Origin of the sequence: Acinetobacter sp. B51(2017) (assembly GCF_003711395.1) — a bacterium.
GTDB lineage: Bacteria > Pseudomonadota > Gammaproteobacteria > Pseudomonadales > Moraxellaceae > Acinetobacter.
Window position 1 is genome coordinate 58,081 of record NZ_PJRJ01000015.1, and the last position, 17,751, is coordinate 75,831.

The following is a 17,751-nucleotide window of genomic DNA, read 5'->3' on the forward strand; positions in this document are numbered from 1 at the left end:
AGCAGATAAAGCCGCGCACAATATATCAGAAATTGTATTAAGGTTTAATGTTTTTTAACTAAAAGCTTTAATTTTAGTTACATTAAACTCTATGAATAATCGTAGAATATTAAAAGCATATTAAATATTTTACGCTATTAAAGAGTATATTTTTGATTCAATTGAATTTTGTTCAAAAGTCAACTAATGCTGAGCGCTTTGCTCTTGTATAAGTATAGAAATAATTTAGGGATAACTCTTGATCTTGTGTCAAGACCATATATGATTACAGCTCAAGCAAGATGCTCATTTTAAGTAAAATTTTGCGCTAAAAATCTACAAAATTAATGATTTATATAGGACTTCGGGTGAAACTCTACCAATCTTTATTTCTACTCACTTTCGGTGTAGCCGTAACGGGTTGCGCAGTTACCTCCGGTCTGCAAACGTATGATTTACCAAAGGAAGGCGTATACCAAACTGAACTTGGTTCTCAGATAAATGTGGTCAAAATCACCCCTGAATCATTAACTGCAGTGCAGCCTGCACAGATCAATATTCGCCAAGATTACGCACATTTATTTAATCATACTCATAAAAATTATCGCCTGAGTAGCGGTGATATCCTATCAATTTACTTATGGGCTTACCCCGAAATTACCCCGCCTGTGACATCGGTCTCTTCAGATCAATCTGTACAAGCAAATGGTTACCAAATTGATTCACAAGGTTATATTCAATTTCCAATTATTGGACGCTATAAAGCTGCGGGTAAAAGTATTCAGCAGGTTAACCAAGAATTACGCAGTCAATTAGCCCGTTATTTAAAAACCCCTGATGTAATTGCTCGGGTCTTATCTTATGAAGGACAACGTTACTCTGTACAAGGTAACGTCATGAAAGGCGGTCAGTTTTATTTAAATGACCAACCGACCAGCGTTTATACTGCATTAGGTTTAGCGGGTGGTGTAAATACTCAGCTTGGAGATAACACTTCAATTACCTTAGTCCGTCAGGGTCAAAGTTATCACTTAAATAGTATTGAGCTAGAACGCGCTGGTTTATCTCTGCATAAACTGCTGATTCAACCTAATGACACCTTGTATGTTAATTCACGCGAAAACCAAAAAGTTTATGTGATGGGTGAGGCTGGTAAAAATCAGTCTCTCGCCATGCGTGATCAAGGCATGAGCTTAGGTGACGTGTTAGGTGAAAGCCAAGGGTTGAATCCACTGTCTGGCAGCCGTAGTAAGATTTACGTGGTGCGTAGCCATCCTAGTGACGGCAGCACTGAGGTTTATCATATTGATTTAACAAGCATTGGTGATTTTGGTTTGGCCAATCAGTTTAAAATGCGTGCCAATGATATTGTCTATATTGATGTATCAGGTTTAGCACGTTGGCAGCGTGTTGTGAACCAAATTATTCCATTCTCAAACGCCTTATATAATCTTGATCGTTTAGGCCAGTAATGAACTTTCAACATATTTTAGTGGTTTGCGTGGGTAATATCTGTCGTAGCCCCATGGCTGAATATTTACTCAAACAAGAGTTTCCAACACTCCAGATTCATTCTGCGGGTATTCAAGGTTTAAGCGGTCATCCTGCCGATGACAAAGCTTTGCTGTGTATGCAACGCTTAAATATTGATATGCAAGGCCATATTGCCAAAAAATTAACTGGCGACATGCTCAAACAAGCGGATCTTGTTTTAGTGATGAGTCAAAATCAACAAAAACATATTGAGCATACGTGGCCTTTTGCTAAGGGCAAAACCTTTCGTTTGGGGCACTGGCAACAATGTGATGTTGCCGATCCATATCAACATGACCAAGCCATGTTTGATCAAACCTGTCAGCTAATACAACGTTGTATTGCTGATTGGAAAAACTATATTTAACTTTTGATAATTTACGATTATGAGCCAAAGCGACAAAACGGAAGATACGATTGATTTAAAAGAGCTATTCTTTTCTTTAATAGCCCAGTGGAAATTAATCGCCCTATGCACGATCTTAAGTTTAGTATGTGCCCTACTATATTTACGTACTACACCTGATACTTACGCGGTCAATGCCTTAGTTCAAGTTGAAGAAAGTAAAGGGGCTTCAGCGGCTTTATTGGGTGATCTGTCCGATATGGTCGATCAAAAGCAGCCAGCACAAGCTGAAATCGAAATCTTAAAATCGCGTTTAGTATTAGGCTCTGTGATTCAAGATCTAAATCTCGATTTAAATATCCAAGGTTTACAAAATGGCTTTATTGATCGCTTAACTAAAGAACATCTGTATAAAACTGAACATTATAAAGATACAGTTATCTTTCGGGATAATGAGCAAAGTTTTAATGTGCGCCAATTCAATGTTCCAGCACATTTTGTCGACCAGAACTTAATTTTAAATATTGATGGTCAAAATTTTAGTTTAAGTGATGTTAAAACCCAGCAAATTTTAATTAACGGTAAGCTGAATCAAAATAATCAAATTAGCTCTGAATATGGCTTATGGAATATTGCCATTTATAGCCAAGATCAAATTAATGATAGTTATCAGATTAGAAAACTGTCTTTACCTGCTGCTATGGATCGCTTAACAGCCAATTATTCTGTGGCTGAAAAAGGTAAACTGACGGGTATTTTAGGCTTAAATTATCAAGGTCAAGATAAAGCACAAATCACCCGTATTTTAAACGAGATTTTGGCCGCCTATAGCAAGCAAAATATTGAACGTCGTTCGGCAGAAACTGCACAAACCTTAAGTTTCTTAGATGAGCAGTTACCAGAATTAAAAGATAAACTCGACAGCGCTGAACGTGCCTTTAACAGTTTCCGTGAGCAATCAAATACAGTAGATGTCACCAAAGAGTCTGAGCTGTATTTAAGTCAAAGCATAACTTTAGAGCAACAAAAAGCACAGCTGCAACAACGTCAAGCTGAGCTATCTGCTAAATACACCAATGAACATCCAGCTATGCAAGAAATTAATGCACAGCTCGGTGTTGTAACGCAACGCATCAGTGATTTAGAAGCAACGCTTAAACAACTGCCAGATTTACAACGTCGTTATTTACAATTATATCGTGAAGTTGAAGTGAGCCAACAGCTTTATACAGGACTGTTAAACTCATACCAACAATTACGTATTGCTAAGGCAGGTGAGATTGGTAATGTGCGTATTATTGACCAAGCGGTCGCACCAATTAAACCAATTGCACCAAAGAAACTGCAAATCTTAATCTTAAGCTTATTCTTAGGTGCTTTCTTAGGGACTTTACTCGCGCTATTACGCAATATGTTACGTTCTGGGGTTAAAAATTCAGATCAAATTGAAACTGAGTTGGATTTACCTGTCTATGCAACAGTGCCACGTTCTAGCATTCAAGAAGGTCACTTTAAGTTACTTAAGAAAAAGAAATTCTTACCTATTTTAGCCATTAAAAATAGTGATGACTTAGCGGTTGAAAGCTTACGTAGTATGCGTACTGCAATTCACTTTGCCTTAGGCAACGCCAAAAATAATATTATTATGGTGTCAGGTCCAGCACCTGAAGTGGGTAAATCATTTATTTCGGTCAACCTAGCGACTATCTTGGCACAAAGTGGTAAATGTGTCTTGTTAATTGATGGTGATATGCGCCGTGGTTATTTACACCAATACTTTAAAGATTCAAATAACGATATTGGCTTATCAAACTATTTAAATGGACAGGTTGTAGAAACTGAAAAATTGATTCAAAAATCAGAAGTTGTGAATCTTGATTTTGTAGCACGCGGTAAGAGCCCAACTAATCCTTCTGAGTTATTAGGTTCAGAACAATTTGTACGCTTGATGGAAGAGCTTTCTTCACAATATGATCATGTCATCATTGATACACCACCTGTACTGGCAGTGACGGATAGTTTGATCATTTCACAATATACTGGTGTTAATTTAGTGATCGCACGCTATGCCAAGACACAAATGAAAGAGCTTGAATTAACTGTCAATCGCTTTGAACAAATGGGCGTGAAAGTCAACGGTATTCTGTTAAATGATGTACAACGTGAAGTTGGCTCAAGTTATGGCTATAACTATGCTTATAGCTATACCTCTAAAAAAGATGATGATTAAACTTGCTGCATAAAAAAACCCGCATTTTGCGGGTTTTTTATGCTTAAGATTTAGATATTAATCTCGTTAAAACCGAGCACATCTTTCATATCGTATTTTTTAGCTTCACGACCGACCACCCAAGCCGCAGCACGTACTGCACCTGAAGCAAAGTTCATACGATTCGTGGCTTTATGGGTAATTTCTACACGTTCACCATCTGCAATAAACATTGCAGTATGTTCACCTACAATGTCGCCACCACGAATGGTTTGGAAGCCAATGCTTTGGCGTTCACGCGGGCCTGTATGCCCTTCACGATGGTAAACTGCATCTTGCTTTAAATCACGACCTAAAGTGCCTGCAATCGCCTCACCCCACATTAATGCCGTACCTGATGGTGCATCTACTTTATGGCGATGATGTGCTTCAATTACTTCAATATCCACTGTATCGCCAAACACTTTAGAAGCCAGTTCTAACAGTTTAATAGACACATTGACACCGACTGAATAGTTGGCTGCATAAACCACTGGCGTATGTTGAGCGGACTCCTCTAAATAGGCTTTTTGCTCATCATTCATACCTGTAGTACCAATAACAATTGCTACACCATGTTCACGGCAAATTTTTAAATGCTGAACTGTGGCAGCAGGCGCGGTAAAGTCAATCACCACATCACAGTCTTTTACAACATCAGCTAAATTGCCAACAACCTTTACGCCAAGCGTGCCTACGCCTGCAAGTTCACCGGCATCTGTACCAAGTAAACTACTTTCAGGACGTTCCACCGCAGCAGCCAATTGGTAGCCTGCTTCTTGCACAGCTTGAATTAAAATACGGCCCATACGACCGCCGGCACCCAAGATCCCAATACGTGGAGTTGCTGACATCACATTTTCCTAATGTTGCGTTTTAATGCGCTTTACTATAGCAAAACTCTTGCCCAAAACTCATAAAAATTAGGCAATTTTTCGCATAAAAAAAGGCATCCGAAGATGCCTTTTGCTACAACTTTTTAGTCAAATAAGCGGTCAAAGAATGATTTTTTCTTTGGTGATGATTTACTGCCTTCTTCACCTTCAAAGCTGGCTTGTAACTCTTTGAGTAACTCACGTTGACGTGAAGTTAAGTTAACTGGCGTTTCCACCACAATACGACACAGTAAATCACCTTGCATATTATGACGCACTGGTTTTACACCCTTGCCACGTAAGCGGAATAATTTACCCGTTTGCGTACCTTCAGGCACTTTTAAGCTCACGCGACCATCAAGGGTTGGGATTTCAATTTCTTTACCAAGTGCTGCATCAGCAATTGAAACCGGCACATCCATATACAGGTCAGCGCCATCACGTTGGAAGATTTCATGCTCACGCACTTGTACTTCTACATATAGATCACCTGATTGACCATCACGGATGGCTTCACCTTTACCGCTTAAACGTACGCGATCACCGTTATCTACACCAGCAGGAATCGTCACTTCTAAGGTTTGCTGACGATCTGCAACACCTGAACCATGACACGATTTACATGGGTTTTTAATGATCTTACCTTGACCACGACAAGTGCTACAAGTTTGCTGTACCGCAAAGAAACCTTGCTGCATACGCACTTGACCCGAACCATGACAGGTCTTACAAGTTTCAACATCATTTGGTGTTTGTGAGCCTTTACCGCCACATGGTTCACATGGTGCAGGTGCGGTAAAAGTAATGGTTTTCTTGACGCCCTTCACCGCTTCTTCAAGGGTGAGTTCCATCACATAGCGTAAGTCTGAGCCACGGCGTTGACGTTGTTGCTGACGACTACCGCCGCCGCCAAACGCGCCACCAAAAATATCGCCAAACTGGCTAAAAATATCTTCTGCACTAAAGCCACCGCCGCCGAAGCCGCCGCCCCCCATACCACCTTCAAAGGCTTGATGGCCCATACGGTCGTACATGCTGCGTTTTTCGCCATCTGACAATACTTCATAGGCTTCTGAAGCTTCTTTAAACTTCTCTTCTGCTTCTGGATTGTCTGGATTACGGTCTGGGTGATACTTCATCGCCAACTTACGGTAGGCTTTTTTAATTTCATCATCACTAGCGGTTTTAGCGACACCTAAAACCTCATAATAATCACGTTTAGCCATGGCAGGCGATGCTCCTCACGGAATAATTAAATACTGAACTGTGGTCTGAAATTGGGGTAAGACTGAGCTTTTACAAGGGCATGACCACAAAAAAATTGCTTGCTTTAGAAAACAGGCTTGTTTTTCATAAAACGCCCAACACCTTTGAGCCAAGCGTTCAACAAATATAAAAATGCAATCAAGGCAAATACCACACCAATCACTGTGCATGCAGTGACCCAAAGATAGCTGTCCCAATAAAAGAAGTTTAAAGGAATAAACCACAATGATGCGAATACTGCTAAAATTAAATACAGTAAAGTACTACGCATCACCCAAAGTGCTTGGGCATTCAGCCATACTTCGGTACTGGCTGCTTGGGTGACATTACGCGCTAAATAATAGGCCACTAGACCAGTAATAACGCTAAATAATGCTAAAAACATCAGTACATAAGCCATCGCAATCATACGACGTTGCTTGGTTAAATCGTCTTGAGCCATTTAGATGAACCTCAGAAAACGGCATCTTGTTGTTATCGATGTCGCCTATTTGCCGATGGGCGGATGAGTTGCAAGAATCAGCGGCTACTATATTGAAATTTTTCTGATTTAGCATCCGATTATTCATAAAAATCGCAACAAAATCAGTATGCCAATTTAAAGTAAATATCCATTGCCTCTTAAACAAATTATAAAACAATGTCAGTGGTCAGACCCATTTATTTTTCTAGTTGTGCTATATATTGCCTGATCTATACCCAACAGGCGTTATAGATCGGCAAGTACAATACTCAAAAGGTATTTTTAACCAGCAAAATGTCCAACAAATAAGCAAAGCTTTATCGACTTTTGTAGGGGCAAGGCTTTTTCGACATCCGAATAAAGTTATAGTCATGACAATAAGAAAGGGAGAACACCATCATGGTTCAACAAATTGCAGCTCCTCTGCGTGAAGATGTACGCCTACTTGGAAATCTATTAGGTGAAACTTTAAAAGAACATGCAGGGCAAGATTTGTTTAATCAGGTTGAGCAGATTCGTGCATTATCTAAAGGGGCACGAGATGGTCAAGTTGAGGCAGAAAAACAACTCGAACAGCTACTATCTAGCTTAGAAGACCATGAGATTTTACCGCTCACGCGTGCTTTCACCCATTTCTTAAACTTTGCCAATATTGCTGAACAATATCATGTGGTGCGTAGTCGTCGTCAAAGCGAATTTGATGTCGATGCTCCATCGCCTAATCCACTCGATCATTTATTTGCTAAATTTAAAGACCAGCAAATTTCGAGCGACACCTTATTTAAGCAAATTTGCGAACTTAAAATCGAATTAGTGCTCACCGCACACCCAACCGAAGTCAGCCGCCGTACCTTAATTCAAAAATATGATGGTATTAATGATTGCTTAACCAAATTTGACCAACAAAAACTGACTCCACGGGAACGTGAAACAACGCTTAACGAGCTTAAGCAATTGGTGTGCTCTGCTTGGCAAACCGATGAAATTCGTCAACATCGTCCAACCCCTGTGGATGAGGCCAAATGGGGCTTTACCACCATTGAACAAACCCTGTGGAATGCAGTGCCTAAATTTGTCCGTGAGCTGGATCAAATGGTGCTGCAACATTGCGGTGCAAGTTTACCTTTAAATGTTGCCCCTGTGCGTTTTGCCTCTTGGATGGGTGGTGACCGTGACGGCAACCCAAATGTCACCCATAAAATCACCCAAGAAGTATTGTGGTTATCACGTTGGAAAGCCGCTGATTTATATTTACGTGATATCGAAGCGCTGCGTTGGGAACTATCATTACAACAATGTAGCGCTGAATTGCGTCAATCTTTAGGACATGATCATGCTGAACCGTACCGCGAAGCCTTACGTGACATTCGTGATCGCTTAAAAGCCACACGCAATTGGTTAGCACAAAAACTACAAGGCAATGATGTCATTGATGATGCACGCGTCATCACCAGTAAAGAAGAAATTCTCGCGCCGTTACTGCTCTGCCATCGCTCACTTATGCAGTGCAATTTAGCTGAGATTGCCAATGCACAATTATTAGATTTTATCCATCGCGTTAATTGCTTTGGGATTGAATTATTAAAACTGGATATTCGTCAAGAATCCGGTCGTCATCGTCAAGCCATCTCTGCCATTACCGAATATCTAGGTTTAGGCAATTTTGAAACATGGACCGAACAAGCGCGTCAGAACTTCTTATTACAAGAATTGCAAAGCAAACGTCCGCTATTGCCTAAACATTTAAATGAACCTGCGCAAAGCCTAATTGAACATCCAGATGTACAAGAAGTATTTGCCACTATGCGCACATTGGCTGAACAGCCAAGCGAATCTTTAGGTGCATATATCATTTCCATGGCAGAATACCCAAGTGATGTTCTAGCAGTGCTATTACTGCAAAAAGAAGCGGGCATTAAAAAAGCGCTACGTGTCGTGCCGTTGTTTGAAACCTTAAAAGATTTAGATGGCGCAGCCACTACCATGCAGACCTTATTTAATATGCATTGGTATAAACAGCATATCCAAGGCAAACATGAAGTGATGATTGGCTACTCAGATTCAGCCAAAGATGCAGGTTTTATGTCAGCCAACTGGGCGCAATACCGCGCGCAAGAAGAATTAACCGCAATTGCCAAAGATCACGGTGTACAGCTAACCCTGTTCCATGGTCGTGGTGGTTCAATCAGCCGTGGTGGTGCACCAACGCAGCAAGCCTTATTCTCACAGCCACCAGGTTCTATTTCTGGTGCGATTCGTGTCACTGAACAAGGGGAGATGATTCGCTTTAAGTTTGGTTTAGAAGGTATTGCCCTGCAAAACCTTGAGGTCTATACCGCTGCTACCTTAGAAGCAACTTTATTACCACCGCCAGTACCTAAAGATGAATGGCGTGAACTCATGCATAAAATGACCGATTTATCGGTACAGGTGTATCGTCAAACCGTGCGTGAGAATCCACATTTTGTAAAATATCTACGTACAGTAACGCCTGAACTTGAATTACAAATGCTGCCACTTGGCTCACGCCCTGCCAAACGTAAAGTCAGTGGTGGCATTGAATCCTTACGTGCTATTCCTTGGGTTTTTGCTTGGACGCAAATTCGCTTAATGTTACCCGCATGGCTAGGAACAGGTGCTGCCATTAACCAAGTTACCGAACAAGGTCAAAAAGCCTTACTCGATGAGATGCTCGAACAATGGCCATATTTCCAAACTTTAATTGATATGCTAGAAATGGTCTTGTCTAAAGCCGATGGCAATATTGCACTGTATTACGAATCACACTTAACTGAAGATGAAAATCTAAAGATCTTAGGCGAAGAATTACGTCAACGCTTACGTGATGCCGTGGATACTCTCTTAAGTCTTAAAGGTGAATCAAAACTTTTAAGTACTAATGATGTACTGGATCAATCTATGAAAGTGCGTAAGCCTTATCTCTTACCGCTACATCTATTACAAGCAGAACTCATGAAGCGTCGCCGTGATTATTTAGCCAAAAACCAAGCCGAACATAGCCCTGTTGATCATGCTTTAATGGTCAGTATTGCAGGGATTGCAGCCGGTTTACGTAATACAGGTTAATTGGAATATTTACCCTATTTTTAGCACACCTAACAGGTGTGCTTTTTTTTGCTTAATAAAACAACAAACCCATCTTTTTTTTATAGGAATGATTAAAGAAGATTATAAGTACGACTGATATAGAAAAACTAAATTAATGTACTGATTTTGGGGTGTTTTTAGTTTTTATACTTTTACCGAGCGGTAAAAACATAAGAAAAGTCATAGTATTAGTTTTACTCGTAGCTCTAGAAAGTTATGAAAATAAGCGTATGATGTGTCCAATTTATCTATTGCGTGTACATTTTATGACCAATTGGTTCCCTAAATGGCGTCCGTTTACGGATGATATCGATGCACGCCCAGTTGGTACTACAGAATATCTCCCTCCTGCTCAAAGTATCATGCTTGGCGTGCAGCATGCTTTTGCCATGTTTGGTGCAACAGTGCTTGCACCATTGCTGATGGGCTTTGATCCGAATCTTGCAATTTTAATGTCAGGTATTTGTACCTTACTGTTTTTTTGCCTGACGGGTGGTCGTATCCCAAGTTATTTGGGCTCAAGCTTTGCGTTTATTGGGGTGGTGATTGCTGCAACGGGTTTCTCAGGTGCTGGTGGAATAAATAGCAATATTGGTCTTGCTGCGGGCGGTATTATCACCTGCGGTATCCTTTATATGTTGTGTGGCTTTTTAGTCATGGCAACCGGTACTCGATGGATTGAAAAACTCATGCCACCTGTAGTTACAGGTTCGGTAGTTATGATCATTGGTCTACATTTAGCACCAGCTACGGTGAAAAATGTCGCAGGTGATCAATTCAATATGTGGATGTCTTTGGTGACCATTTTATGTATGGGCATGATTGCTGTATTCACTAAAGGAATGTTGCAACGTCTACTTTTATTAGTGGGCTTAATTCTCTCTTATCTTGTGTATTTTATTGCCACCAATGTGATGGGCTACGGTACAGCGATTAATTTTTTACCTGTACAACAAGCAGCATGGTTTGGTGTCCCCGCTTTTCATGCGCCTGAATTTAGTATGAATGCGATTTTGATTATTGCACCTGTAGCTTTAATTTTAGTTGCGGAAAATTTAGGTCATATTAAAGCAGTGAGTGCAATGACAGGCGAAAACCTTGACCCACATATTGGTAAGGCTTTTGTTGCCGATGGTATAGCTACCTCATTAGCAGGTAGCGTTGGTGCGCCAGGGATGACCACCTATGGTGAAAATATTGGCGTGATGGCAGTCACTCGCGTGTATTCAACGGTAATTTTTGCAATTGCTGGCGTATTTGCGATTTTCTTAGGTTTATCGCCTAAGTTTGGTGCCATTATTCAAACCATTCCAACCGCAATTTTAACGGGCGCTTCTATTGTTGTATTTGGTCTGATTACCTTAGCTGGTGCTAAAATTTGGATTGAACATCGTGTTGACTTTTCAACCAATAAAAATTTAATGGTCGCTGCCGTAGCGATTATTTTAGGTACAGGTGACTTTGCCCTACAGTTTGGTGATTTCAACTTAGGTGGTATTGGTACAGCAACTTTAGCAGCGATTTTCTTAAATTGGCTATTTAGTTTGGCAGATAAAAAATAAAGCAATTGTAAAAACTCTAGCAGCCCGAGGGCTGCTTTTTTTTGCCAGATCCCTAACACTCGCTATAAACTTAAGCCAAACTGTTTAAACTCGATTTAAGGACGAATTTCTTTTAATTCACGGCGAATAATATGTTCAGTGACTTGTTGATAAATTCGTTCCACTAAATCTGGGTCTAAAGCATGGGCTTCTGCTTCAGCACGCACCTTATTAATCACTTGTTCGGTACGTTCTGGCGATTGTAGTTCATAACCGCTACGTTTAAATTTTAATGCTTGATCCACATAAAATTGACGGCTTGCCAAAAGCTCAACCAATGCTGTATCAATCGCATCAATTTTGGCGCGGGCTTGTTCGAGTGTTTCAGGTTTTTCTTTGTTCATTTTCGCTTTCATTTTCACTTTTATATAATTCTTCTAACACATTACTAAAAATACTTTCAATCATCCAAACGCGATATAAGCTATTAAAAACATAGCTTTGTTCTGCAATACGCAATTCCAGAACTGGCAAGCTTGGCTGGGACTTCATTTCACAGTACATATCATTTTGTTGTAAACGTAAACTAATATCTTGTTCTGTTAATTGCTCAATATTTAAATCACGGCGTAATTGATCAAAATGCGTTTTAAAGGATGGGTCTTTACCCTTGGTCCACACCTGACGCAAAATCTCATACATGGCTTCAAGCTGTTGTTCAGCAGGTACGCTATAAAACAGCTCTGCCATCGCTAAGCTCGCCGCGGCAGTAGGACGACAAAACGGGGTAAATTTCACTTCACTACGCTTAGACAAACGCGTTGCTAAACTCCAGTCAAATTGATCACGACCATGATAACTAAGTGGGTAAATATTCAATTGAATATTATAATAATCTGCTAATTCTTCTTTAATATAAGCCAATAGCAACCAAGAAATTGGGTCTTCTAGCGCAATATATAAATCTAGCTCAGGATCAAGCGCCTGAATTTCATTGAGTTCTTCGGCATCACTAATTAAATGCTCACGCCATTCAATATGATTAATTAAAAAAATTGGATTATCGGTTAACAGTTTTTGTTGTTCTAAACGACGCGCCAAACGTAATAAATCATCAACCGCCTGATATTTACGATCAGCAAATTCAAAATAAGCACTTAATACTGGGGTTTGGTTAAAGACACGTTCTGGAAAATTTTGCACTTGATGATGGCGACTGGCCATAGCATGCAACGTACGCAATTTGCCATACTGCTTTTGCCACAGCATGTGAAACACATCTTCCATTAAATACAGGAAATCTTGACCACGTAAGGGCGTGTGTCGCAAGATGGTTTCCGCTTGTTGCAGTGCCTCAGCATTGGGCTGTTCAGGTGTCTCATGAAAACTAAAACGATGCTGCTTAGATAAAATCTTGGCATCATTTAAACAGTATTGCTGCCATTCGAGTGCCGACATCTCATTCGGTGGACTTGCCGTTTGGTTTGAAATCACCACTTTCAGCGGCTTCATTTCATCAGTTAATATTTCTTCTAATTGTGGCAACTGCTGGGCAGCTAAATAGCTATATACATCATCTAAACGTAAATAAATTGTTAAGCCTTGATCCGTAGGTAGCACCTCTTGGCGAACCGGTTTTTGATAAAACCAGCTCGATCGGATGGGATCGAACCAACGGCGCAGCAGTGACATGAAAGTAGCCTCAGAATAGACGATGTGCAAGCTTAAAACTTAAACAGCATAGCAGTGAAGCCATGCTGCGATGAAATAATAATTTCAATCTCATAGCAAAACTTATAGCAAGTTCAGCCTTGATGTTCAATCTTTAGCAACAATTTCCGCATGCCATGCAGCGCTAAACAATTAAAACTTACTATTGGCTCAAACAACAAGAGTAAAAAAGCACCCCATGAGGAGTGCTTTTTAACAGACTAGAGCTTAGATCTCGCGAACTGCGCCTTTAGCTGCACTTGTCGCATGCTTCGCATACGCTCTAAGTGCTTTAGACACTTTACGCGGACGCTCTTTTGCAGGCTTCCAACCTTTGGCTTCTTGCGCTGTACGGCGCGCTGCTAATACATCATCAGCCACAGCTAAATGAATGCTACGGTTTGGAATATCAATTTCGATACGGTCGCCATCTTCAACTAACGCAATTGCACCACCTTCAGCCGCTTCTGGAGATACGTGACCAATTGAAAGACCTGATGAACCACCTGAGAAACGACCATCCGTTACCAGCGCACAATCTTTACCTAAACCTTTCGATTTTAAGTAGCTGGTTGGATACAGCATTTCTTGCATACCCGGACCACCTTGTGGACCTTCGTAACGGATCAGAACCACATCACCTGCCACGATTTTACCACCTAAGATGGCTTCTACTGCATCATCTTGGCTTTCAAATACGCGTGCTGTACCGTTAAATTTAAGGATAGAGTCATCTACACCGGCAGTTTTGACAATACAACCATCAAGTGCGATGTTACCGTAAAGTACTGCTAAACCACCATCTTGAGAGAAAGCATGTTCTGCATTACGAATCACACCTTTCTCACGGTCGCCATCAAGACGTGAGTAGTAACGATCTTGCGAGAATGCCGTTTGTGTTGGTACACCGCCCGGTGCTGATTTAAAGAAGTTATACACCTCTTCATTTTCAGTACGGATAATGTCCCACTTATCTAAAGCATCTTTTAAGGTTTTTTCATGTACGGTTGGTACTGATGTATCAAGTAAACCAGCACGGTCTAATTCACCCAGGATCGACATGATACCGCCGGCACGGTGCACATCTTCCATATGAACATCTTTAACCGCAGGGGCAACTTTACACAGTACAGGCACTTTACGCGATAAACGATCGATATCGTCCATGGTGAAATCAACTTCTGCTTCATGCGCAGCTGCTAATAAATGCAGTACTGTATTGGTAGAACCACCCATCGCGATATCTAAAGTCATAGCATTTTCATACGCAGCTTTAGGGGCAATGTTACGTGGTAGTACGCTGTAATCATTTTGTTCGTAATGGCGCTTTGTGATTTCAACAATCAATTGACCCGCACGCTCAAATAATTTTTTACGGTTTGCATGCGTTGCAAGTGTTGAACCATTACCCGGTAAAGATAAACCTAATGCTTCTGTTAAACAGTTCATTGAGTTTGCAGTAAACATACCCGAGCAAGAACCACATGTTGGACACGCAGAACGCTCATAAGCTGCAACTTCTTCATCAGTAAAGTTGTCATCTGCTGCAACAATCATGGCATCAACAAGGTCAATCGCGTGTTCATCACCGCGTACTTTTACCTTACCTGCTTCCATCGGGCCGCCTGAAACAAACACCACAGGAATGTTGAGACGCATTGCTGCCATTAACATCCCAGGTGTAATTTTGTCACAGTTTGAGATACACACCATCGCATCTGCACAGTGTGCATTGACCATATATTCAACTGAGTCCGCAATTAAGTCACGCGATGGCAGTGAATACAGCATGCCGTCATGACCCATCGCAATACCATCATCTACTGCAATAGTATTAAATTCTTTGGCTACACCGCCTGCTTGTTCAATCTGACGTGCCACCAGTTGGCCTAAATCTTTAAGGTGAACGTGACCGGGTACAAACTGAGTAAATGAGTTAACGACTGCAATAATTGGCTTGCCAAAATCTTCATCTTTCATCCCTGTTGCACGCCATAAGCCACGTGCACCAGCCATATTTCTTCCGTGTGTCGATGTTTTTGAACGATAGTCAGGCATTGTGTAGTTCCAACAAATGTTATGCTCGAGGTGAAATAAAATTCACTCTGGCTAAATAGACTGCTTGTAATTAAGATCAGTCAGAATAATTTTTCATCATACGCTTGCTCTATGATTAAAGCAGTCTCTGCTATAGATGACTAGTACTTATTCTTAAAAATATAATTCAAGACAGTAAAAATCTAAAATCTACTATAAACCGAAGATTAGCTTTAAAATACAAAACTTATATGAATATTTTTACTTTTTTACATAAATTTTATTTATATAATAATTGCTTTATAGTCTTGTAAAAAAGCCAGCTCGAAAGCTGGCTTTTTCAACCTTAATGAATCATTAGCCAAATACAATACGGCCATCATCAAGCAGTTTTTGTAAATCTAATGCACTGCTTTGATTCTCTAAAATCAACATTGGCTGATAACCAACAAACTCATTTTGTTTACCATCACGATCAATCGATAGAGTCACCGTATTCGTTGCAGCATCAAAACTTAATTCAATATATTCAGCCGCATTTTCTTGGGTAATACCGACTAAGACTCCAGGTGCAAATTGAATGGTATCTTCGCTGGCATCAAAGTCGTCCCAAGTGTCGGTACTATGCCCTGCATTGTTAGACTCTGAGGTTAGTACGTCATAAATCAGCGTATCTGCTCCCGCACCAGCATGCACATAATCATTGCCTTGGCTGGCATAGATAATGTCATCGCCACCACCAGCAAAGATCATATCTTTACCTGCACCCGCATAAATAATGTCATTACCACCCGTTTCTGGGAAGAACTGTGGATGCTGTTTTAAAAAGTCTAAAATCGCACGCTCATCTGGCTCTTTATTACCATTTTGCGTTTTTAAATGCTCAATGACTGCATCCATGCCTGAAGCTGTAGAATTTAAGCCATAAGGATTAATTCCATCGGCAAAAATAAAATCATTACCATGCTTAGCATAGAAAGTCTGATTAACGCCTTGTGCACCGGTAATAAAGTCATTCCCTTCAGTACCTTCAACCACTGCATTGCTACTTTCAATCTCACTACGCTCAAGTAAACGAATCGTTAAAGTGGTAATTTCGCCTTTACCATTGCTAGATACACCATCATCCGGTTGGAATTTAAATGAGTCATAGGTTTCACTCGACACATTATCATTTGGTTTATAGCGGATACGGTTGCCATCAACTGTAGAGTAGTTAATACGGTCACCCACTTGAACTTTCACCCAAGCATTACGGTTGAAATATTCCAGTACACCATTAGTTGGCAATTCGGTAATTAATAAAGTGATATCGGTAATATCATGATCGACATCACTTACATCAAAGTCATCTAAGTCAAAGTAGTACTCAACGGCCGGTGTGTTGGTAATTGTGATTGAGGTATCAAGTGCCACAGGCGCATCGTTTTCACCTTCAACATGGAATGCAACTGTTGAAGTTTCACGTAAACCTGCATCATCCGCTAATGTGTAATGCACGATTGGCGGCACATAAATTTCTTGACCATTGACATCTGAATAGAAGTCTTTGGCTGGGGTAAAGGCAAAAGTACCATCGGCATTGACTTGGATCGTACCATAGTTTTGAATGACATATTCTTGCCCTGGTTGATAGATGGTTTCATCATCACCCACGCGGAAATGATCGATACGAATACCTGGATCATTTTTTACGTCATCATCAATTAAGCTAGTACGAACAATACTACGCCCCGTTGTGCTTGGGTCATCTTGTGTAAATGACGTCACAACACCACTATCTTCCATCAGATATACAATTTCACTATCATCTTGTGCACGTACATCAACAACAATCGTTGAAGTAGTTTCTTCACCATCTGGGTCCGTAATCACCACCGTAAACTCATCTGGACCACTGTAATCTGGATTTGGTGTATAGGTGTATTCACCTGTCTCTGGATCAACAGTTACCGTACCATTTTTTGGTGGTTCACCCACAACAAAAGTCAGATCATCATCATCTGGATCTGTCGCTGGTACAGTGCCAGTAATTGGCGTATCTTCCGGAGTTTCAATCTGATCGTCTTCAGAAACTGGCGCATCATTCACTGGAGTAATATCAATCACCACAGTAGCAGTATCCGTTTCCCCATTTGGATCAGTCACAATCACCGTAAATTCATCTGGACCGTTATAGTCTGGATTTGGTGTATAGGTATATTCACCTGTCTGTGGATCAAGCGTTACCGTACCATTTTTTGGTGCTTCACCAATTTCATAGGTCAGTGGCTCACCATCAGCATCATCCGCATCAATTTGACCATTTACAGGAACATCTTCTTCTGTAGTGTGCTGATTATCTTCTGCCACTGGCGGATCATTGACAGGGGTAACATCGACCACAATCGTTGAAGTGGTTTCTTCACCTTCTGGGTCCGTAATCACCACCGTAAACTCATCTGGACCGTTATAGTCTGGATTTGGTGTATAGGTATATTCACCTGTCTCTGGATCAACAGTTACCGTACCATTTTTTGGTGGTTCACCCACAACAAAAGTCAGATCATCACCATCTGGATCTGTCGCTGGTACAGTGCCAGTAATTGGCGTATCTTCCGGAGTTTCAATCTGATCGTCTTCAGAAACTGGCGCATCATTCACTG

General features: G+C 40.7%; 12 protein-coding genes. 5 read left to right on the forward strand and 7 right to left on the reverse strand.

What is annotated here, in order from left to right; genetic code table 11:
• Positions 1–347: 347 nt before the first annotated feature.
• Genes CYK47_RS08955 through CYK47_RS08965 form a run of 3 tightly spaced genes read left to right on the forward strand, consistent with a single transcriptional unit; the run spans position 348 to position 4,088 of the window.
• Positions 348–1,451: a polysaccharide biosynthesis/export family protein gene (locus tag CYK47_RS08955; protein ID WP_122900945.1), complete on the forward strand. Its 1,104-nt coding sequence runs from the start codon at positions 348–350 to the stop codon at positions 1,449–1,451.
• Positions 1,451–1,879 carry a low molecular weight protein-tyrosine-phosphatase gene (locus CYK47_RS08960; protein ID WP_122900947.1) on the forward strand — a complete coding sequence of 143 codons (429 nt, stop codon included), beginning with the start codon at positions 1,451–1,453 and terminating at the stop codon, positions 1,877–1,879. The genes CYK47_RS08955 and CYK47_RS08960 overlap by 1 nt, the downstream gene beginning before the upstream one ends.
• 19 nt (positions 1,880–1,898) lie before the next feature.
• Positions 1,899–4,088, forward strand: a complete 2,190-nt coding sequence (locus CYK47_RS08965) for a polysaccharide biosynthesis tyrosine autokinase (RefSeq protein WP_122900949.1) — start codon at positions 1,899–1,901, stop codon at positions 4,086–4,088.
• 50 nt (positions 4,089–4,138) lie between these two features.
• Here the strand turns inward: CYK47_RS08965 and dapB are convergent, their stop codons facing one another.
• The 3 genes from dapB to CYK47_RS08980 form a co-directional block, all read right to left on the reverse strand.
• Positions 4,139–4,960: a 4-hydroxy-tetrahydrodipicolinate reductase gene (gene dapB, locus CYK47_RS08970; RefSeq protein ID WP_122900951.1), complete on the reverse strand. Its 822-nt coding sequence runs from the start codon at positions 4,958–4,960 to the stop codon at positions 4,139–4,141.
• A gap of 125 nt (positions 4,961–5,085) precedes the next feature.
• Positions 5,086–6,207, reverse strand: coding sequence for a molecular chaperone DnaJ (gene dnaJ / locus CYK47_RS08975; RefSeq protein ID WP_122900953.1), 1,122 nt, complete (start codon positions 6,205–6,207; stop codon positions 5,086–5,088).
• Between the two features lie 104 nt (positions 6,208–6,311).
• Entirely contained in the window at positions 6,312–6,689 is a 378-nt protein-coding gene (locus tag CYK47_RS08980; RefSeq protein ID WP_122900955.1) for a hypothetical protein, read from the reverse strand.
• 420 nt (positions 6,690–7,109) lie between these two features.
• Here CYK47_RS08980 and ppc point away from each other — a divergent pair, with 420 nt between their 5' ends.
• Positions 7,110–9,797 (forward strand): phosphoenolpyruvate carboxylase, encoded by a 2,688-nt coding sequence (ppc, locus tag CYK47_RS08985; protein WP_122900957.1) that lies wholly within the window; start codon positions 7,110–7,112, stop codon positions 9,795–9,797.
• 287 nt (positions 9,798–10,084) lie between these two features.
• Positions 10,085–11,380, forward strand: coding sequence for a solute carrier family 23 protein (locus tag CYK47_RS08990; protein WP_122900975.1), 1,296 nt, complete (start codon positions 10,085–10,087; stop codon positions 11,378–11,380).
• Positions 11,381–11,475: 95 nt separating this feature from the next.
• On the opposite strand, the gene CYK47_RS08995 is transcribed toward CYK47_RS08990, so the two are convergent.
• The 4 genes from CYK47_RS08995 to CYK47_RS09010 all read right to left on the reverse strand — a co-directional run.
• Positions 11,476–11,763 (reverse strand): chorismate mutase, encoded by a 288-nt coding sequence (locus CYK47_RS08995; RefSeq protein WP_122900959.1) that lies wholly within the window; start codon positions 11,761–11,763, stop codon positions 11,476–11,478.
• Positions 11,744–13,051 carry a hypothetical protein gene (locus CYK47_RS09000; RefSeq protein ID WP_122900963.1) on the reverse strand — a complete coding sequence of 436 codons (1,308 nt, stop codon included), beginning with the start codon at positions 13,049–13,051 and terminating at the stop codon, positions 11,744–11,746. The genes CYK47_RS08995 and CYK47_RS09000 overlap by 20 nt, the downstream gene beginning before the upstream one ends.
• 246 nt (positions 13,052–13,297) lie before the next feature.
• On the reverse strand, positions 13,298–15,127 hold the full coding sequence (ilvD, locus tag CYK47_RS09005; RefSeq protein ID WP_122900965.1) for a dihydroxy-acid dehydratase: 1,830 nt from the start codon (positions 15,125–15,127) through the stop codon (positions 13,298–13,300).
• A 336-nt stretch (positions 15,128–15,463) separates the two neighbouring features.
• On the reverse strand, positions 15,464–17,751 hold a 2,288-nt coding region (locus CYK47_RS09010; RefSeq protein ID WP_164709172.1), incomplete at its 5' end, for a cadherin-like domain-containing protein.